Here is a 20001-nt window from a genome sequence, read left to right as displayed (position 1 = left end):
TCTCGACTCAGACACGTATGTCTTGGCCATGTCACGAAACCGCTGCCAGCCGCTCCTGAGCTGGCACTGGCGCTTATCCATGCCTTATCAAAGGTGATCACAGGCACTGCATTGGCGGTGCACAGTCATGGGGGAGAACAGAAGTGAGCAGCATCAGCATGCGCAAGACCACCCTGGTGGCGGCCGGCCTCGCCGTCGCGTCGAGCCTGGTCCTGACGGGCTGCAAGGACGGCAACGAAGAGGCCCTCCCGGCGGCTCCCTCCGCTCCGGCGGCCCAGTCCTCCGCACCGGGCGGCTACGCCACCCCGCCGGCCGGGGCCCCGAGCTCCCCGGCCGCGGACGGCTACGACGGCGCCTCCGGCGCCCCCGCCGCCGGCGGCGGCGCGGTGGCCAAGTCCGGCCAGGCCTTCAAGATGGGCCAGACCGCGACCGTCCCGTTCAGCTACGGCAGCAACAAGGGCGGCCAGATCGCCCTGACCGTCACCGGCATCGACGCGGGCACCCCGGCCGACCTGTCGACGCTGAACCTGGGCGACAAGGCGAAGGGCATGAGCCCCTTCTACATCCGCTACACGATCAAGAACACCGGCAACACGGACCTGTCGTTCTCCTCCGTCGGCCACATGAAGGGCCTCCTGGACGGCGGCAGCGAGGCCGGCACCGTCCTGACCATCGGCAAGTTCGACAAGTGCCCGAGCGACTCGCTGCCGAAGGGCTTCACCAACGGCCAGACCCAGAACTCCTGCGCCATCGCCCTCGCGCCGACCGGCACCAAGGTCACCGGCGCCGAGTACTGGGGCGACCCGTACAACAACCTCGCCTCCCCGCCCCAGAAGGGCCTCACCTGGAAGTAACGGGCGGCCCCCGGGCCCCCGCACCTCCTGATCCGCGAACCCCCCGCGGCGGTCACCCCGCCCGGGGGGTTCCCCGTTCCCCCGCCCGGGCGGCGCCACAATGGCCCCATGCCCGAAGGAGACAGCGTCCACCGCGTCGCGGCCCGTCTGCACGCCGCCCTCGCGGGCAAGCCCCTCACCCACGCCGACCTGCGCGTCCCCCGGTTCGCCACCGCCGACCTCACCGGCCGCACCGTCCTGGACGTCACCCCGCGCGGCAAGCACCTCCTGGCCCGCCTCGACGGCGGCCTCACCCTCCACAGCCACCTCGGCATGGACGGCGCCTGGTACGTCTTCGCCCCGGCCGGGAGATGGCGCGGCGGCCCCTCCTTCGAGATCCGGGCCGTCCTGGCCGCCGAGGACGCCACCGCCGTCGGCTACCGCCTCCCCGTGCTCGAACTGCTGCGCACCGCCGAGGAGGGCCGGGCCGTGGGCCATCTGGGTCCCGACCTGCTGGGACCCGACTGGGACCCCGCCCGGGCCGCCGCCAACCTGCTCGCCGCCCCCGCCCGCCCCCTCGGCGAGGCCCTGCTCGACCAGCGCAACCTCGCGGGCATCGGCAACATCTACAAGTCGGAGCTCTGCTTCCTGGCCCGGACCACCCCCTGGACCCCGGTCGGCGCGCTCCCCGAACCGGAGGTCACCGCCGTCCGCCTCGCGGCCGCCGCCCAGCGCCTGCTCGCCGCGAACACCGGCCACGGCGGACCCCGCAACACCACCGGCAGCCGGCGTCCCGGCCGGGAGCTGTTCGTCTACGGCCGCGCCCGCCGCCCCTGCCTGCGCTGCGGCACCCCCGTGCGCGAGGCCCCGCAGGACGGCCGCCCCACCTACTGGTGCCCCCGCTGCCAGTCCGGACCCGTCCCGGACGCACCGACCAATTGACGGGCCGTCAGATTCGCTCGTACCGTCCTGGCATGCCCACACCCATCACCGCGTACGACCTCACCGGCCGCACCGCGCTCGTCACCGGGGCCGCCGCCGGCATAGGCCGGGCCACCGCGCTCCTGCTCGCCGCGGCCGGCGCGGCCGTGCACTGCGCGGACCGCGACGAGCACGGCCTCGCCGAGACCACGGACCTGATCGCCAAGGCCGGCGGCACCGCCACCGCCCACCCCCTCGACGTCACCGACCGCACCGCCCTGCGGGCCGCCGTCGCCGCCGCCGGCCCGCTCGACGTCACCGCCGCCATCGCGGGGGTCATGCACACCAGCAGCGTCCTGGACACCACCGACGAGGACCTCGACCGGGTCCTGGACGTCAACTTCAAGGGGGTCCTGCGCACCTGCCAGGAGGCCGTCCGCTCCATGATCGCCGCCGGCCGCACCGGCTCGGTCGTCACGATGGCCTCCGGCGCCGTGGACGCCGCCCAGCCCGGCCTGCTCTGCTACAGCGCCGCCAAGGCCGCCGTCGTGCAGCTGACCAAGACCCTCGCCACCGAGAGCGGCCCGTACGGCATCCGCGTCAACGCGGTCGCCCCGGGGTGGATCCGCACCCCCATGACCGCCCGCCACAGCCCCGAGGCCCAGGAGCAGACCGAGGCCGCCATGGTCCGCATGTCCCCGCTGCGCCGGGTCGGCGAGCCCGAGGACATCGCGCACGCTGTGCTCTACCTGGCCTCGGACGCCTCGTCCTTCATGACGGGCCAGATCCTTCGGCCGAACGGAGGGGTGTCGATGCCCTGGTGACCCCCTCCCTCCTCCGGGGGATCGGGAGCGTCCGGAGGTTCCGCGCGGTCCCCGCCCCGGGCCCGGCGCACGGGGCCGGGTACACAGTGCACGGGCAGCAGTCCCAGCCCCCAGCCGCCCATGGCTATCGCGCCCTCCACGGGCCCCGCGTCGGCGGGCACCACCGCCAGCCTCACCACGGCCCACCACCACACCGCGCCCAGGACGAGCACGAGCGGCAGGGCCAGTACGACGGGCAGAGCCACGGGTATGCGCAGTAACAGCCGCACGGCCACCTCCTGGGGGTCCTCCCCGGACGGAGTCCGGAAGAGGGCCGGGTACCGGTCGCGCTCATCCTCCCCCACACCCCCCGCCCCCGCACCCAGAACACCGGGCCGGGCGCACGGCCGCACGAGGGCCCCCGGACGGCAGAGAGCCCCGGCCGGTGCATCACGCACCAACCGGGGCTCCCGCCACACCCACGTGTCCAGCTCGCGGTACTCAAGCGGCTACGACGTTCACCGCTTCCACGGGCGCCTTGATGGTCACCCGCTCGGGTCCGCCCGTGACCGAGGCCACGGAGACCGAATTGAGCATCGGGCGCACCGGTGCCGGCACCGGTTCGCTCGCGGCTGCCGACTGCGCGAGCTCGGCCAGCGACAGCTCGTCACTGACTTCGCGCATCAGCTCGGACATCCGTACGTCCAACGCGTCGCAGATCGCGGAGAGCAGCTCGGAGGATGCCTCCTTCTGCCCCCGCTCCACCTCGGAGAGATAGCCGAGCGAAACTCGGGCGGACGAGGAGACTTCGCGCAGAGTACGGCCCTGGCGCTGGCGCTGCCGACGCAGCACGTCACCCAGCAGGCGACGGAGCAGAATCATCGGTGGCTCCCTCCTCTGACCGTGTAGCCGTAACCTTCACGCCCCACCGTACCGCCTCGCGCCGCGGCCGTGCGGGGAGCGATGTCGTGTTCACTCAGGGCTGCAAACATCAAATCCCCCCGTTCTGTTCCGTATCCTGCCCCCGCAGATTCTCGCGGAGTTCGCTCGAGAGCAGTTCGAGCACTGTGCGTGCACTCTCCCTACGGATTTCCGTACGGGAGCCGTTCAACCGCAGCCGGGCCGTTTTCCTGCCCCCCGGACCCGCCACGGCGATGAAAACGGTGCCGACCGGCTGGCCGTCCTGGGGGTCCGGACCGGCCACCCCGGTCGTCGCGATCCCCCACGAAGCGCCCATCACGCGCCGTACCCCGCTGGCCATCTCGGCCGCCACCTGCGCGTTCACCGCGCCTTCGGCCGCCAGCAGCGCGGCGTCCACCCCGAGGACCCGGTGCTTGAGTTCAGTGGCGTACGCCGTCACCGACCCGCGGAAGGAGCGCGAGGCCCCCGGCACCGCCGTGAGCTCGGCGGCCACCATCCCCCCGGTCAGCGACTCGGCCACGGCCAGGCTCTGGTCACTCTCCGCGAGCAGCCGCAGCACTTCTTCGGCCACCCGCACGGCACCCTCCCCCGCTCCCGCGGATTCCGGTGCCTCCCCCGCCCCGTTCGTCACTTCGAGGCACGCTCCGCGGCCAGTCCGGCCCGGCGCAGCACCACGGCCTGCCGGACGTAGTCCAGACCGGTGACCACGGTCAGCACGACGGCCACCGCCATCACCCAGAAGCGCAGGGTCGCCAGCGGCCCGGTCAGCGCGAGCACGTACATGCCCACCGCCGTCCCCTGGGCCAGGGTCTTGAGCTTGCCGCCCCGGCTGGCCGGGATCACCCCGTAGCGGATCACCCAGAAGCGCATCAGCGTGATCCCGAGCTCGCGTCCCAGGATCACCCCGGTCACCCACCAGGGCAGGTCGCCGAGCCAGGAGAGACACACGAGCGCCGACCCCATGATCGCCTTGTCGGCGATGGGGTCGGCGATCTTCCCGAAGTCCGTGACCAGGTTGTACGTCCTGGCCAGGTGCCCGTCGAAGATGTCCGTGATCATGGCGACGGCGAAGGCCGCCCAGGCCAGTGCCCGCCAGACGGGGTCGTAGCCCCCGTCGGCGAGCAGCAGCAGGACGAATCCCGGCACGAGGACCAGCCGGATCATCGTGAGGATGTTCGCGATGTTCCAGAGGCTGGCCTGGTTGACGGCCGCAGTCCCGAGCTTCGCGCCGGGCGCGGGCCGGCGGCCGGTCCCGCCCGCCGCTGGTGCCGGGACTCCGCTCATCCGGCCGCCTCCTGGATTTCCGAGAACTCCGTGCCGAGGGGCTCGGCCACCAGGTCCACGCCCAGCGTGCCGACGACCTTCGCCGTGACGATGGTCCCGGGGACCAGGCCGGTGCCGTCGGTGAAGACGACCTGGCCGTCGGTCTCGGGGGCCTGGTGGGCGGCGCGCCCGTAGGCGCCCTCGCCCTCCTCCGCCTCGTCGAACGGGACGACCGTCTCGACGAGTACCTCAAGGGTCTCGCCGATCCGCTCCTCCGCACGCTGGGAGGTGAGCTCCTCGGCGAGCCGCTGCATGTGCGCGAGGCGCTCGGCGACGGTCTCCTCGTCCAGCTTGTTCTCGTACGTGGCGGCCTCGGTGCCGTCCTCGTCGGAGTAGCCGAAGACGCCGATGGCGTCGAGGCGGGCGTGGGTGAGGAAACGCTCCAGCTCGGCGAAGTCCTCCTCGGTCTCGCCGGGGAAGCCGACGATGAAGTTGGAGCGGACGCCGGCCTGCGGGGCCTTGGAGCGGATGGTGTCCAGCAGCTCCAGGAAGCGGTCGGTGTCACCGAAGCGGCGCATGGCGCGCAGCACGTCGGGGGCCGAGTGCTGGAAGGACAGGTCGAAGTACGGGGCGACCTTGGGGGTCGAGGTGAGCACGTCGATCAGCCCGGGCCGCATCTCGGCGGGCTGGAGGTAGCTGACGCGGACGCGCTCGATGCCGTCGACGGCGGCCAGCTCGGGCAACAGGGTCTCCAGCAGGCGGATGTCGCCGAGGTCCTTGCCGTACGAGGTGTTGTTCTCGGAGACCAGCATGACCTCCTTGACGCCCTGCTCGGCGAGCCAGCGCGTCTCGCCCAGCACGTCGGAGGGGCGGCGGGAGATGAAGGAGCCGCGGAACGACGGGATCGCGCAGAAGGAGCAGCGGCGGTCGCAGCCGGAGGCCAGTTTCACCGAGGCCACCGGGCTCTTGTCCAGGCGGCGGCGCAGCGGGGCGCGCGGCCCGGAGGCGGGCGCGACGCCCTCGGGCAGGTCGGCGGGGGCCTCGGCGGGCTCCTCGGCGGCGTCCTGGGCGTGTCCGGGCAGGGCCACGGAGGCGTTCTGGCGCTCGGCCGGGCTGATCGGCAGCAGCTGGCGCCGGTCGCGCGGGGCGTGGGCCTCGACGTTGCCGCCGTTCAGGATGGTCTGCAGGCGGTTGGAGATGTCGGCGTAGTCGTCGAAGCCGAGGACCCCGTCGGCCTCGGGGAGCGCTTCGGCGAGTTCCTTGCCGTAGCGCTCGGCCATACAGCCGACGGCGACGACGGCCTGGGTCTTGCCGTGATCCTTGAGATCGTTGGCTTCCAGCAGGGCGTCTACGGAGTCCTTCTTGGCGGCTTCGACGAAGCCACAGGTGTTGACGACGGCTACGTCCGCGTCGGCGGCGTCCTCGACGAGCTCCCAGCCATCCGCCGCCAAGCGGCCTGCGAGCTCCTCCGAGTCCACCTCGTTACGGGCGCAGCCAAGAGTGACAAGGGCGACGGTACGGCGTTCGGGCATGGACTCAAGACTACTTCGTCCCGGCGCCGGCCCCCGCCCCAAGTCCCCCCACGACAAGATCCCCGGGAGCCGGCGGCAGGTGCCGCACGGGTCCCGGGGATCCGGAATTTTTTATTCCGCGCCGGTAGGCGCTGGTCAGGGCCGTTCAGCCCGCCTGGGCCTGACCCTGGCGGGGGTCGTTCTTGGTGTAGGTGAGCCGCTCGACCTGACCCGACTCGAACCTGTCCTTGATCTCCTTGCCGTTCACGAACAGCTTGACGGCGCCGGCGTCGCCCAGGACGAGGTCCACGGACTCCTTGTCGGTGAAGGTCTTCGACTCGCCCTGCGCGAGGGTGCCGTCGAAGAGCAGCCGGCCGCTGTGGTCCTTGGCCGAGATCCAGCTCTCGCCGACGTCGGCCGTCAGGACCACGGTGACGAGGTCCTTGGGCGCGGCCGCGATGGCGCTGTCCGAGGGCTCCGGCTTGGGGGCCTGGGGCGCCTGCGGGGTCTGGGGCTGCTGTCCGCCCGCGGACTGCTTGGGCGCGGGCTGCGGGGAGGCGGAACCTTCCGCCACCGGGTGCTTGGCCTTCTCGTCGCCGCCGCTGAAGGCGGTGAAGCCGACGAAGCCGATCACGGCGACGATGGCGGCGACCATGGCCGCGGTCCAGTTGGGCCGCTGCCGCTCGGGGCGGATGCGCTCGGCGTCGAACATCGGCGCGGCGGGGGTGGGCGCCGGCCGTCCGCCGTGGGCCGCGTCGTACATCTCGACCAGGGGTACCGGGTCGAGGTGAACGGCGCGGGCGAGCGTCCGGATGTGGCCGCGGGCGTACACGTCACCGCCGCACCGCGTGAAGTCGTCCTCCTCGATCGCGTGCACGATCGGAATGCGCACGCGCGTGGTGGAGGAGACCTCGTCGACTGTGAGCCCGGCGGCGATCCGGGCCTTCTTGAGGGCCGTCCCGATGGACGGTCCTTCGACGGAGCGTTCGACGAGCCGGTCCTCGGACCGGTCGTCGGTCGAAGGCCGCTCTTCTTCGGGGGAGTTGGAGTTGCCGATGGACACAAGGGCGCCTTTCGAGCGTGTAGCCACCTGCTGGATGTCCAGTCTAGGGGGGTGACGAAAGGGTGGGGCAACCGGAGGGTCCGCTTCCTACGCCATCCGTATGGCGAGGGCGCCACCCGCCGCCACCTCCCTCAACTTGACGCACGCCCAAGGGAAACGGTTGCCCGCCGATCCCCCTACGGTCGGGTGAGGCGGGCGGATCCCCGTTCTAGGGGGTCTCGCCCCGGATCACGGCGAGCACCCCGTCCAGTTCGTCGGGTTTGAGCAGGACGTCGCGGGCCTTGGAGCCCTCGCTGGGACCCACGACCCCCCGGGACTCCATCAGGTCCATCAGCCGCCCCGCCTTGGCGAAGCCCACGCGCAGCTTGCGCTGGAGCATCGAGGTGGAGCCGAACTGGGTGGAGACCACCAGCTCGGCCGCCTGGCACAGCAGGTCCAGGTCGTCGCCGATCTCCTCGTCGATCTCCTTCTTCTGCTTCTGCCCGACCGTGACGTCGTCGCGGAAGACGGGGGCCATCTGGTCCTTGCAGTGCTGGACGATGCCCGCGATCTCGTCCTCGGTGACGAAGGCGCCCTGGAGGCGCACCGGCTTGTTCGCACCCATCGGCAGGAACAGTCCGTCACCCTTGCCGATCAGCTTCTCCGCGCCGGGCTGGTCCAGGATGACCCGGCTGTCGGCGAGCGAGGAGGTCGCGAAGGCCAGCCGCGAGGGCACGTTCGCCTTGATCAGGCCGGTCACCACGTCCACCGAGGGCCGCTGGGTCGCGAGCACCAGGTGGATGCCGGCCGCACGGGCCAGCTGGGTGATCCGCACGATGGAGTCCTCGACGTCGCGCGGGGCCACCATCATCAGGTCCGCGAGCTCGTCGACGATCACCAGCAGGTACGGGTACGGGCTGAGCTCCCGCTCGCTGCCGGGCGGCAGCTTGATCTTGCCGTCCCGGATCGCCTGGTTGAAGTCGTCGATGTGCCGGTACCCGAAGGCGGCCAGGTCGTCGTAGCGCAGGTCCATCTCGCGCACCACCCACTGGAGGGCCTCCGCGGCCCGCTTGGGGTTGGTGATGATCGGGGTGATCAGGTGCGGGATGCCCTCGTAGGCGGTCAGCTCGACCCGCTTGGGGTCGACCAGCACCATCCGCACGTCCTCCGGGGTGGCCCGGACCATGATCGAGGTGATCAGGCAGTTGATGCAGGAGGACTTGCCCGAGCCGGTCGCGCCGGCCACCAGCACGTGCGGCATCTTGGCCAGGTTGGCCATGACGTAGCCGCCCTCGACGTCCTTGCCCAGCGCGACCAGCATCGGGTGGTCGTCCTCGGCGGCGTCCGCCAGCCGCAGGACGTCGCCCAGGTTGACCATCTCCCGGTCGGTGTTCGGGATCTCGATGCCGACCGCCGACTTGCCCGGGATCGGGCTGATGATGCGCACGTCCGGGGAGGCCACGGCGTAGGCGATGTTCTTCGCCAGCGCCGTGATCCGCTCGACCTTCACGGCGGCGCCGAGCGTCACCTCGTAGCGGGTCACCGTCGGGCCCCGGGTGAAGCCGGTGACCTGCGCGTCCACCTTGAACTCGGTGAACACGTTGGTCAGCGCCGCCACCACCGAGTCGTTGGCGGCGCTGCGCGTCTTACCGGGGCCGCCCTTCTCCAGCAGGTCCAGCGAGGGCAGGGAGTACGTGATGTCCCCGCGCAGCTGGAGCTGCTCGGCGCGGGGCGGCAGCGGCTGGCTCTCGGGCGGGGTCTTCGTCAGGTCCGGCACCGACAGGGTCCCGGAGGCGGCGGCGGTGCGCTCGTGCGGGACCTCGGCGGGGTCCGGCTCCGCCGGGACGGCGGCCGGAGCCGGGGCCGCGGCCGGGGCGGCGGGCCGTTCCCCGCGGGCGGGCGGCACCGGGGCGGTGATCTCCACACCGTCCCGCTGGGGGGTGATCCCCTGGGTGAGGTCGGCGACCAGCGGGGACGGCGGCAGCCCGCCGTAGACCACCCCGTCCAGCGCGGCGGCGGCCGCCGCGGCCACGTCGACGGCGTCCATCTCCCGCTCCCCCGGCCGCGCGGCGGCCCGCCGCGGCCGGCGCCGTTTGGCCAGCGCCGCCTCCTCGGCGGCGTCCGCGGGGTCCTCCGGCCCGGCGGCGCCCTCGGTGCGGGCCCGCCACTGCTCGGCGTCGTGCCGGTCGGGGCGGCCGGCGCCGCCGGGCTGCCCGTACCCCTCGTCGTACTCGTTCGGGGCGATGATCCCGAGCCGGATCCCCAGCCGGCGCAGCCGCTGGGGGATCGCGTTGACCGGGGTGGCGGTGACGACCAGCAGGCCGAAGACGGTGAGCAGCACCAGCATGGGCACGGCCAGCGGCGCGCCCATGGTGAAGATCAGCGGCTTGGACGCGGCCCAGCCGACGAGCCCGCCCGCGTTCTGCATGGCGGTGGTGCCCTCGTCGCGGCCGGGGGCCCCGCAGGCGATGTGCACCAGCCCGAGGACGCCGATGACCAGGGCGGACAGGCCGATGCCGATGCGCCCGTTCGCGTCGCTCTGGTCGGGATGGCGGATGAAACGTACCGCCATGACCCCGAGCAGGATCGGCACGAGCAGGTCCAGGCGCCCGAAGGCCCCGGTGACCAGCATCGTGACCAGGTCGCCGACGGGCCCGCTCAGGTTGGACCAGGTCCCGGCCGCGACGATCAGGGCCAGGGCGAGCAGCAGCAGCGCGAGGCCGTCCTTGCGGTGGGCGGGGTCGAGGTTCTTCGCGCCCCGGCCGATGCCCCGGAAGGCCTTGCCGACGAGGTGCGCGAGCCCCAGCCAGCAGCCGCGCACGAGCCACACCACGCCCCCGGTCGGGGACGGCGCCGCCTTGGGCGCGGTCTTCTTCACCGGGGCGCGCTTGGCCGCCACGGCCTTCTTCGCGGGAGGCTTGCGCGCCGGCGCCGTCTTCTTGGCAGGCGCCGTCGTACGGCCGGGGCGGCCCTTCGCGGCGCCCGCGGCGGTGCCCTGGGAACCCTTGCCGGACGTACTTGAGGCCATGGGGCCGAGGTTACCGGTGCGCGCGCCGGTGGACACGCGTGCCCACCCCTTCACCCGTTCGTGTCGCCCCGTCCGCAAGCGTTCTGACACACCGGCAGGCCTGACGCTCCCCCAGCCGGGCCCGGGTCAGGCCCCCTTCACCGGGGGCGCCCCGCCCGGGACGCCGGACCGGCGCCGGACCCGGGGGTCCGGCGGCACGGCCCGTCAGCCCTGGGCGGGCAGGACCGCCGCGGTCCCGCCTGCTCCCGGCTCCAGCGCGTCCAGCGCCCGGCGCAGCCCCGTGAGCTTGCGCTCCAGATGTGCGGCGGTCGCCACCACGGCGGCGTCCGCCGAGTCCTCGCCGAGCTGCTTGGTCAGCGCCTCGGCCTGCTCCTCGACCGCCGCGAGCCGCGCGGAGAGCTCGGCCAGCAGCCCGGCCGTCTCCTTGCTGCCGTCGCCGTTGGAACCGCCGCCCTCCAGCTGGAGGCGCAGCAGGGCCGCCTGCTCCCGCAGTTGGCAGTTCTTGGTGTAGAGCTCGACGAAGACCGAGACCTTGGCGCGCAGCACCCACGGGTCGAACGGCTTCGAGATGTAGTCCACCGCGCCCGCCGCGTACCCGCGGAAGGTGTGGTGCGGACCGTGGTTGATCGCGGTGAGGAAGATGATCGGGATGTCCCGGGTCCGCTCGCGCCGCTTGATGTGCGCGGCGGTTTCGAACCCGTCCATTCCCGGCATCTGGACATCCAGCAGGATGACCGCGAAATCGTCCGTCAGCAGCGCCTTGAGCGCTTCCTCCCCCGACGACGCCCGGACCAGTGTCTGATCGAGCGCGGAGAGGATGGCCTCCAGCGCCAGCAGATTCTCCGGCCTGTCGTCGACCAGGAGGATCTTGGCCTTCTGCACCATGCCCTGTCCTCCTCGCCCCGGCATGGGGCCTCCCCGGCTCCGGGCGCCGGCCTGTGTGCCGGGGCCCGCCCCAGAGGACGGCGTCTTCGCGCCGTCCGTCCTTGTGCCGGTCATCGTAGCCCCAGTCCCGAGATCGCCACACCCTGTCACCAAGATGTCACTGTGCACGAAGCGGAAACGTGGCGGGAGGGCAGAAGGTTCCCCCTGCGCCCTCCCGTCACGCCCCGGCCGCCGGTCAGTCCCCGCGCATGTGCTGTTCCATGACCGACAGTAGGTAGTCGGGCTCCACCGGCTTGGTGACGTAGTCGGAGGCCCCGGAGTCGATGGCCTTCTCCCGGTCCCCCTTCATCGCCTTCGCCGTCAGCGCGATGATCGGCAGCCCCTCGAACTGGGGCATCCGCCGGATCGCCGACGTCGTCGCGTACCCGTCCATCTCCGGCATCATGATGTCCATCAGCACGACCGACACGTCGTCGTGCTGTTCGAGCACCTCGATGCCCTCCCTGCCGTTCTCGGCGTAGAGCACCGCCAGCCCGTGCTGCTCCAGCACGCTCGTCAGGGCGAAGACGTTGCGCACGTCGTCGTCCACGATGAGCACCCGCTCGCCGTGGAAGTCGTACGTACGCGGCGCCGCCGGCAGCGGCTCCTGCTCCTCCCAGGCGACCCCGTCCGGCTGCCCCGGCACCTCGGTGCGCGGCAGCGGACCGGTCAGCGGCTTGCGGCGGCGCCGGAACAGCGACGGGGGACCCTGCCCGGCCGGCTCCGCCACCGGCAGCGCCTGCCGCACCGGGACCGGGTTCCGCGGCACCGCGGGCAGCGCCGGCACCGGGACGGGCTGCGGGGCCGGCAGCGCCTCGGCGGCCCTGCGGTACTCCCCGCGCGCCCCGCCGGGCGTGGGCGGCGCGTACCCCTGAGGCGGGAGCTCGCTCGGGTGCAGCGGCAGGTACAGCGTGAACGTGGACCCCCGCCCGGGCTCGCTGGCCGCGTGGATCTCCCCGCCGAGCAGCCGGGCGATCTCCCGGCTGATGGACAGGCCCAGGCCCGTGCCCCCGTACTTGCGGCTCGTCGTACCGTCCGCCTGCTTGAACGCCTCGAAGATCACCAGCATCTTGCTCGCCGCGATCCCGATGCCGGTGTCCGTCACCGAGAACGCGATCAGGTCCGCGTCCGCGTCGCGCAGCGAACCGGCCTCCAGCAGCTGCTCCCGGATCGCCATCGGCACGTCGGCGCCGGCGGGCCGGATCACCAGCTCCACCGCCCCGTTGTCGGTGAACTTCACCGCGTTCGACAGCAGGTTGCGCAGCACCTGGAGCAGGCGCTGCTCGTCGGTGTGCAGGGTGGCCGGCAGCTCCGGGGAGACCCGCACCGAGAAGTCGAGGCCCTTCTCCGCCGTCAGCGGCCGGAAGGTGGCCTCCACGTAGTCCACGAGCTGGACCAGCGCGATCCGCGTCGGCGAGACGTCCATCTTCCCGGCCTCGACCTTCGACAGGTCGAGGATGTCGTTGATCAGCTGGAGCAGGTCCGAGCCCGCGCCGTGGATGGTCTCCGCGAACTCCACCTGCTTCGGCGAGAGGTTCTCGTCCGCGTTGTCCGCGAGCAGCTTGGCCAGGATCAGCAGCGAGTTGAGCGGGGTGCGCAGCTCGTGCGACATGTTCGCCAGGAACTCCGACTTGTAGCGCATCGAGACCGCGAGCTGCTCGGCGCGCTCCTCCAGGACCTGGCGGGCCTCCTCGATCTCGGTGTTCTTCACCTCGATGTCCCGGTTCTGCTGGGCCAGCAGCTCCGCCTTCTCCTCCAGTTCCGCGTTCGCGGCCTGGAGCGCCTTCTGCCGGTTCTCCAGCTCGTCGGAGCGCTCGCGCAGCTGCTCGGTCATCTCCTGGGACTGCTTGAGCAGCATCTCCGTCTTGGAGTTGACGGAGATGGTGTTGACGCTCGTCCCGATCATCTCGGCGATCTGGCTGAGGAAGTCCTTCTGGATCTGCGTGAACGGCTGGAAGCCGGCCAGCTCGATGACCCCGAGCACCTTCCCCTCGAACAGCACCGGGAGCACGATCACGTGCGCCGGCGGCGCCTCGCCCAGGCCGGAGGAGATCTTCAGGTAGCCCGGCGGGGTGTTCTCCACCAGGATCGTCCGCTTCTCCTCGGCGACCATCCCGATCAGCCCCTCCCCCGGCCGGAAGGAGATCGGCATCTGCCCGCCCGCGTAGGCGTAGCTCCCGCGCATCCGCAGCTCGTACGAGCCCTCCGCGCCGCCGTCGGTCCCGATCTCGGGGCTGCCGCCGGTGGGCACCGCGAGGAAGAACGCGCCGTGCTGCGCCGCGACCACCGGGGTGAGCTCGCTCATGATCAGCTTGGCCACGTCGTCGAGGTCCCGGCGGCCCTGCATCAGGGCGGAGATCCGGGCGAGGTTGCCCTTGAGCCAGTCCTGCTCCTTGTTGGCCAGGGTGGTGTCGCGCAGGTTCGCGATCATCGTGTTGATGTTGTCCTGGAGGGCCTGGATCTCGCCCGCCGCGTCCACGTCGACCTTCAGGCTCAGGTCGCCGCGGGTCACCGCGGTGGCCACGGCCGCGATGGCCCGCACCTGCCGGGTGAGGTTGCCTGCCATCTCGTTCACGGACTCGGTCAGGTCCCGCCAGGTGCCGTCCACGTCGCGCACCCGGGCCTGGCCGCCCAGGATCCCCTCGGTGCCCACCTCGCGGGCCACCCGGGTCACCTGGTCGGCGAAGGAGGACAGCTGGTCGACCATCGTGTTGATGGTCGTCTTCAGCTCCAGGATCTCCCCGCGGGCGTCGATGTCGATCTTCTTGGTCATGTCGCCCTTGGCGATGGCCGTCGTGACCATGGCGATCTGCCGCACCTGGCCGGTGAGGTTGGAGGCCATGAAGTTCACCGAGTCGGTGAGGTCCTTCCACGTGCCCGAGACCCCGGGGACGTGCGCCTGACCGCCGAGCCGGCCCTCCGTGCCCACCTCGCGGGCCACGCGCGTGACCTCGTCCGCGAAGGAGGACAGGGTCTTGACCATCGTGTTGACCGTGTCGGCGAGCTGCGCGACCTCGCCGCGCGCCTCGACGGTGACCTTCTTCGTCAGGTCTCCGTTGGCGACGGCCGCGGACACCTGGGCGATCCCGCGCACCTGAGCCGTCAGGTTCCCGGCCATCGTGTTGACGTTGTCCGACAGGTCCTTCCAGATGCCCGTCACCCCGCGCACCCGGGCCTGGCCGCCGAGGATGCCCTCGGTGCCCACCTCGCGGGCCACCCGGGTCACCTGCTCGGCGAAGGAGGACAGCTGGTCCACCATCGTGTTCACCGTGGTGACCAGTTCGAGGATCTCGCCCTTGGCGTCGACGGTGATCTTCTTGGACAGGTCGCCCATGGCGACCGCGGTGGTCACCTCGGCGATGTTGCGGACCTGCGAGGTCAGGTTGTTCGCCATGAAGTTGACGGACTGGGTGAGGTCCTTCCAGGTGCCCGAGACCCCCTTCACCTCGGCCTGGCCGCCCAGGATGCCCTCGGTACCCACCTCGCGGGCCACGCGGGTCACCTGCTCCGCGAAGTTCGAGAGCTGGTCCACCATCGTGTTGATGGTGTTCTTCAGCTCCAGGATCTCCCCGCGCGCGTCCACGTCGATCTTCTGCGACAGGTCACCGCGCGCCACCGCCGTCGCGACCTGCGCGATGTTGCGGACCTGCGAGGTCAGGTTCCCGGCCATGCCGTTCACCGAGTCCGTCAGGTCGCGCCACACGCCGGCCACCCCGGGCACCTGCGCCTGACCGCCGAGCCGGCCCTCCGTACCCACGTCCCGGGCCACCCGGGTCACCTGCTCGGCGAAGGCCGAGAGCTGGTCCACCATCGTGTTGATGGTGTTCTTCAGCTCCAGGATCTCGCCCCGCGCGTCCACGTCGATCTTCTGCGACAGGTCACCGCGCGCCACCGCCGTCGTCACCTGGGCGATCTGGCGCACCTGGGAGGTCAGGTTCCCGGCCATGAAGTTGACCGAGTCGGTCAGCTCCTTCCAGGTTCCGGACACCCCCTCCACCCGGGCCTGGCCGCCGAGGCGGCCCTCCGTACCCACGTCCCGCGCCATCCGCGTGACCTGGTCGGCGAAGGAGGACAGCTGGTCCACCATCGTGTTCACGGTGTTCTTCAGCTGGAGCATCTCGCCGGAGACGTCCACGGTGACCTTCTGCGACAGGTCGCCGTTGGCCACCGCCGTCGTCACCTGCGCGATGTTGCGGACCTGACCGGTCAGGTTGGCGAAGGCCGTGTTCACCGAATCGGTGAGGTCCTTCCACGTCCCCGCGGCCCCCGGCACCTGGGCCTGACCGCCCAGCTCACCCTCGACGCCGACCTCACGGGCCACACGCGTCACTTCCGAACCGAAGGACTGGAGCTGGTCCACCATCGTGTTGACGGTGTTCTTCAGCTCCAGCATCTCGCCGGCCACGTCGACCGTGACCTTCTGCGACAGGTCGCCGTTGGCCACGGCGGTCGTCACCTGGGCGATGTCCCGCACCTGAGTGGTCAGGTTCCGGAAGACCGTGTTCACCGAATCGGTGAGGTCCTTCCAGGTCCCCGCCGCCCCCGGCACCTGCGCCTGGCCGCCCAGCAGGCCCTTCGCGCCGACCTCGCTGGCCACGCGCGTGACCTCGTCCGCGAAGGTCCGCAGGGTCTCCGTCATCTGATTGATCGTTTCGGCCAGCTGCGCCACCTCGCCGCGCGCGCTGACCCGCACCTTCTGCGACAGGTCACCGTTGGCCACGGCCGTCGTGACCTGCGCGATCCCGCGCACCTGGGCCGTCAGGTTGCCCGCCATCGTGTTGACGGAGTCGGTCAGGTCCTTCCAGACGCCCGCGACCCCGGGCACCTTCGCCTGACCGCCCAGCTCACCCTCGGTACCCACCTCGCGGGCGACCCGCGTCACCTCCGAGGAGAAGGAGGACAGCTGATCCACCATGGTGTTCACGGTGTTCTTCAGCTGGAGCATCTCGCCGGCCACGTGCACCGTGACCTTGCGCGACAGGTCGCCCTTGGCCACCGCCGTCGTCACGAGGGCGATGTCACGCACCTGAGCGGTGAGCCGGTACGCCATGGTGTTGACGGAGTCGGTCAGATCCTTCCAGGAACCCGACATTCCGCGCACCTGGGCCTGACCGCCGAGCTTGCCCTCGGTACCGACCTCCAGCGCCACCCGCGTCACCTCGTCGGTGAACGCCGACAGCTGGTCGACCAGGTTGTTGACCGTCCGCCCGACCTTCAGGAACTCCCCGCGCAGCGGATGCCCGACCCCGTCCGGCGCCTGCGTCCGCAGGTCCATCCGCTGGTCCAGGTCGCCCTCGGCCACCGCCGACAGCACCCGGCCCACCTCGGACACCGGCCGCGCCAGATCGTCCACCAGCTGGTTCGAGGCGTCGATCGCGGCCGCCCAGGAGCCCTCGCAGGCCCCCGTCTCCAGCCGCTCGCTCAGCTTGCCCTCGCGCCCGACCATGCGCCGGACCCGCGACAGCTCGCCGGTGAGGTGCAGATTGCGGTCGGCGACCTCGTTGTAGACGGCGGCGATCTCCGCCATCACGCCTTCGCCGGACACCGTCAGCCGCTTGCGGAAGTTCCCGTCCCGCATCGACACCAGGGCCGTGAGCAGCCGGTTCAGTGCGGCGGTATCGACCTCCGTCGTCCCGTTGCGCCGGGCCCTGCCCCCCTTGGGGCGCGTTCCCGTACGCCGCACCGCTGCGCCAGACTCCACCGTGTCCCTCCCGAAAGGGTCGACCGTCGTTCCACCGGATCCCCGGCTGTCCAAGAGCCGGCTCTCCAAGCCTGCCCAGTGTTTCACCCCGGCCGAACCCGGCCATAACACTTCGGCACCTTCGCACACGGTCCACACCCTGCGGGTGGAATCGCGTACGACCGACTCACGACGACCGAGAAGGTAAGTAACCTGGCATCCGATGTCCCACCGCGTCGAAGGAGACTTGTGATCACGGCACGGGCGGCTGCCAGTTTCACCCCGCAAGGGCGGTCGGTCGCCGCTGCCCGCGCGTTCGTCCGCGACACCCTCCAGGGCTGGGGCTTCGCGGACATCGTCGACGACGCGGTGGTGCTGACCAGCGAGCTCGTCACCAATGCCGTCGTCCACGCCGGAACCCAGGCCGAGGTCCTGTGCCTGCGCGCCGAGGGCGGCGTACGCGTCGAGATCGCCGACCGGTACCCCGAGCGCGAGCTCCCCCTGCGCCACCCCGACGAGCGCCCGTACGCCGACCCGGACCGCGAGAGCGGCCGCGGCCTGATGCTCTGCGCCGCGCTGGCCACCCGCTGGGGCGTCGAGTACACCGCCACCCACAAGCACGTCTGGTTCCGCCTGGACCTCCCGGACCGGCCGGTCGGTACCCGCTCGGCGGGCCCCGTCGTCCCGGACCAGTTCCTGCCCCTGGCCGACAGCCGGGTCCGCGTCGCCGTCCTCCAGGTCGACGCCTCCGACGCCGTCTCCGCCTGGAACGAGGACGCCGAGCACATCTTCGGCTACGCCGCCGAGAAGGTCGTCGGCCGCCCCCTCGCCGAGCTCGCCGCCTGGCCCCAGACCCCCGGCACCGGCACCGGCATCGCCGAGGCCCTGCGCCTGTCCCGCTGGGAGGGCAGCTACGGCATCCGCGGCGCCGACGGCCGCGTCATCCCCGTCTACGCCTCCCACCTGCGGGTCCGCGACGCGCACGGCGAGCCGTCCATCGTCTGCCTCCTCGTCCACGACGACGAGCGCGCCCTGCTCCAGACCCCCGTGCGGGCCGCGCCCTCCGACGGCCAGCTCTCCGAGCCGCGCCCCGCGGACCCCTTCGAGGTGTTCATCGGCTCCCCCGCCCCCGACGACCTGGACGGCCTGCTCCAGCGCACCGTGGAGCGCGCCCGCGACATGCTCGACGCCGACGCCGCGTTCCTGCTGCTGGCCACCGACGACGAGACCGAGCTGGAGGTCCGCGCCACCACGGGCCTGCCCTCCACCCGCCAGCGCTTCGCCCGCGTCCCCGTCGAGGCCGGCACCAGCCGCTACGGCTCCGCCCGCCTGCCCGCCGTCCACGACGACCTCTCCGCCGTCCCCGGGGCCGTACCGCTCCTGGAGTCGACCGGCATGCGCTCCGTCGTCACCGTCCCCCTGAAGGTGGAGGGCCGGCTGACCGGCTCCCTGGGCGTCGCCGCCGAGAACCCGGGCCGCTACACCAACGAGGAGGCCCTGCGCCTCCAGTTCGCCGCGGACCGCATCGCCCTCGCCGTCGAGTCGGCCCGCCTGGGCGAGCTGGAACGGCTGCGCCGCGGCTCCCTGTCCTTCCTCGTCGAGGCCTCCGACCTGCTGGCCGGCACCCTCGACCGGGACCAGACCCTGGCCCTGATGGCCCAGATGACCGTCCCGACGCTGGCCACCTGGTGCGCCGTCTACACGATCGCCGACCCGGCCTCCGACCCCTACCTCGCCTACGTGCTGCACGAGGACGAGGAGCGCATCGACGGTCTGAAGGCCCTGCTGTCGCGGGTGGAGCCGCCCGAGCCGGTCCGCGAGGCCGGCGCCCGCCCCTGGCCGGCGACGGCCGCCGCCGTCGGCGGCGAGACCGTGGTCCTGCCCCTCCTCGCCCGCAACCGGGTGATCGGCATGCTCACCCTGGGCAAGCCCAGCGAGGAGCACTTCCGCCAGGAGATCCTGGAGCTGGCCGACGACCTGTCGCGCCGTGCGGCCCTGGCCCTGGACAACGCCCGCCTCTACTCGGAGCGCACGGCCATCAGCCGCTCCCTCCAGCGCAGCCTCCTGCCGCCCGGCTCCCCCGCCATCCCCGGGATGGAGGTCGAGGTCATCTACCGCGCGGCCGGCGAGGGCAACGAGGTGGGCGGCGACTTCTACGACGTCTTCCCGATCCGCGACGGCGCGTACGGCTTCGCCATCGGCGACGTCTGCGGTACGGGCCCGGAGGCGGCGGCCGTCACCGGCCTCGCCCGGCACGCTCTGCGCCTGCTGGCCCGCGAGGGCCTCGGCGGCCCGGCGGTCCTGGAGCGGCTGAACGCGGCCATCCTCGACGAGGGCGCCCGCAGCCGCTTCCTCACCCTCCTCTACGGGGAGCTCCATCCGCAGCCGGACGGCGGCGCCCTGATGAAGGTGGTCTGCGCGGGCCATCCGCTCCCGCTGCGCCTGCGCCCGGACGGCGAGGTCACCGCGGCGGCGGAACCGCAGCCGCTGCTGGGCGTGATGGACGACCTGGACCTCTACGAGCAGACGCTGTCCCTGGACCCGGGCGATGTCCTGCTGTGCGTCACGGACGGGGTGACGGAACGCCGCGAGGGCACCCGCATGCTGGGCGACGACGGCCTGACCGAAGTGCTCACCACCTGTACGGGCCTCACGGCCGGCGCGGTCGCGGCCCGTGTCCTGCGCGCGGTGGAGCGCTTCGCGGCGGAGCCCGCGTCGGACGACATGGCCATCCTGGCCTTCCGCGTCCCCCACCCGCGCGAGGGCGCGTAAACGGATCCACTCCCCGGCCCGGGCGGCAGCCCGGGCCGGCGTCCTCCGTCCCACCGCCCACACCGGCCCGCACCGCACCTCACCGGAAACGCAAAAAGGCCCCCGCCAAGAGGCGGGGGCCTTTTCTTTTGGAGCCCTTTAACGGAATCGAACCGTTGACCTTCTCCTTACCATGGAGACGCTCTACCGACTGAGCTAAAAGGGCGGGTTGTTCGGCGGCGTCCTACTCTCCCACAGGGTCCCCCCTGCAGTACCATCGGCGCTGAAAGGCTTAGCTTCCGGGTTCGGAATGTAACCGGGCGT

13 protein-coding genes, 1 tRNA gene and 1 rRNA gene are annotated in these 20001 nt (G+C 71.9%); 4 read left to right on the top strand and 11 right to left on the bottom strand.

What is annotated here, in order from left to right; translation table 11 throughout:
* Positions 1 to 143: 143 nt before the first annotated feature.
* The 3 genes from AB0O29_RS24765 (at position 144) to AB0O29_RS24755 (ending at position 2578) form a co-directional block, all read left to right on the top strand.
* Positions 144 to 854 carry a hypothetical protein gene (locus AB0O29_RS24765; RefSeq protein WP_365154928.1) on the top strand — a complete coding sequence of 237 codons (711 nt, stop codon included), beginning with the start codon at positions 144 to 146 and terminating at the stop codon, positions 852 to 854.
* 108 nt (positions 855 to 962) lie between these two features.
* Positions 963 to 1775: a DNA-formamidopyrimidine glycosylase family protein gene (locus AB0O29_RS24760; protein ID WP_365154925.1), complete on the top strand. Its 813-nt coding sequence runs from the start codon at positions 963 to 965 to the stop codon at positions 1773 to 1775.
* A 32-nt stretch (positions 1776 to 1807) separates the two neighbouring features.
* Positions 1808 to 2578 carry an SDR family NAD(P)-dependent oxidoreductase gene (locus AB0O29_RS24755; RefSeq protein WP_365154922.1) on the top strand — a complete coding sequence of 257 codons (771 nt, stop codon included), beginning with the start codon at positions 1808 to 1810 and terminating at the stop codon, positions 2576 to 2578.
* Here AB0O29_RS24755 and AB0O29_RS24750 read toward each other — a convergent pair.
* The 9 genes from AB0O29_RS24750 to AB0O29_RS24710 form a co-directional block, all read right to left on the bottom strand.
* Complete coding sequence (locus AB0O29_RS24750; protein WP_365154937.1) at positions 2500 to 2817, bottom strand: hypothetical protein; 318 nt, start codon at positions 2815 to 2817, stop codon at positions 2500 to 2502. The two genes, AB0O29_RS24755 and AB0O29_RS24750, sit on opposite strands and share 79 nt — an antisense overlap.
* Positions 2818 to 3058: 241 nt before the next feature.
* A complete protein-coding gene (locus AB0O29_RS24745; protein WP_007266936.1) occupies positions 3059 to 3439 on the bottom strand; it encodes a helix-turn-helix transcriptional regulator in 381 nt (126 codons plus the stop codon).
* Positions 3440 to 3548: 109 nt separating this feature from the next.
* Entirely contained in the window at positions 3549 to 4049 is a 501-nt protein-coding gene (locus AB0O29_RS24740) for a CinA family protein (RefSeq protein WP_365154919.1), read from the bottom strand.
* 56 nt (positions 4050 to 4105) lie between these two features.
* On the bottom strand, positions 4106 to 4762 hold the full coding sequence (gene pgsA / locus AB0O29_RS24735) for a CDP-diacylglycerol--glycerol-3-phosphate 3-phosphatidyltransferase (protein ID WP_365154916.1): 657 nt from the start codon (positions 4760 to 4762) through the stop codon (positions 4106 to 4108).
* Positions 4759 to 6273 (bottom strand): 30S ribosomal protein S12 methylthiotransferase RimO, encoded by a 1515-nt coding sequence (gene rimO / locus AB0O29_RS24730; RefSeq protein ID WP_365154914.1) that lies wholly within the window; start codon positions 6271 to 6273, stop codon positions 4759 to 4761. The genes pgsA and rimO overlap by 4 nt, the downstream gene beginning before the upstream one ends.
* Positions 6274 to 6418: 145 nt before the next feature.
* Entirely contained in the window at positions 6419 to 7315 is an 897-nt protein-coding gene (locus AB0O29_RS24725; RefSeq protein WP_365154911.1) for a RodZ domain-containing protein, read from the bottom strand.
* A gap of 208 nt (positions 7316 to 7523) precedes the next feature.
* Positions 7524 to 10322 carry a DNA translocase FtsK gene (locus AB0O29_RS24720; RefSeq protein WP_365154908.1) on the bottom strand — a complete coding sequence of 933 codons (2799 nt, stop codon included), beginning with the start codon at positions 10320 to 10322 and terminating at the stop codon, positions 7524 to 7526.
* A gap of 204 nt (positions 10323 to 10526) precedes the next feature.
* Positions 10527 to 11207 (bottom strand): response regulator, encoded by a 681-nt coding sequence (locus tag AB0O29_RS24715; RefSeq protein WP_365154905.1) that lies wholly within the window; start codon positions 11205 to 11207, stop codon positions 10527 to 10529.
* Between the two features lie 235 nt (positions 11208 to 11442).
* Complete coding sequence (locus tag AB0O29_RS24710; RefSeq protein ID WP_365154902.1) at positions 11443 to 16947, bottom strand: HAMP domain-containing protein; 5505 nt, start codon at positions 16945 to 16947, stop codon at positions 11443 to 11445.
* Positions 16948 to 17175: 228 nt separating this feature from the next.
* On the opposite strand from AB0O29_RS24710, the gene AB0O29_RS24705 reads away from it, so the two are divergent.
* Positions 17176 to 19698 carry a SpoIIE family protein phosphatase gene (locus tag AB0O29_RS24705; protein ID WP_365154899.1) on the top strand — a complete coding sequence of 841 codons (2523 nt, stop codon included), beginning with the start codon at positions 17176 to 17178 and terminating at the stop codon, positions 19696 to 19698.
* 129 nt (positions 19699 to 19827) lie between these two features.
* Here AB0O29_RS24705 and AB0O29_RS24700 read toward each other — a convergent pair.
* Together AB0O29_RS24700 and rrf are read right to left on the bottom strand one after the other, a co-directional pair.
* A tRNA-Thr gene (locus tag AB0O29_RS24700) sits at positions 19828 to 19903 on the bottom strand.
* 5 nt (positions 19904 to 19908) lie between these two features.
* Positions 19909 to 20001 (bottom strand): 5S ribosomal RNA (rrf, locus tag AB0O29_RS24695); the annotation flags it as partial.

This window comes from Streptomyces sp. NPDC089915, from assembly GCF_040684675.1.
GTDB lineage: Bacteria > Actinomycetota > Actinomycetes > Streptomycetales > Streptomycetaceae > Streptomyces.
The sequence above is the reverse complement of the archived record's forward strand: the minus strand, read 5'-3'. Positions and strand labels throughout refer to the sequence as shown.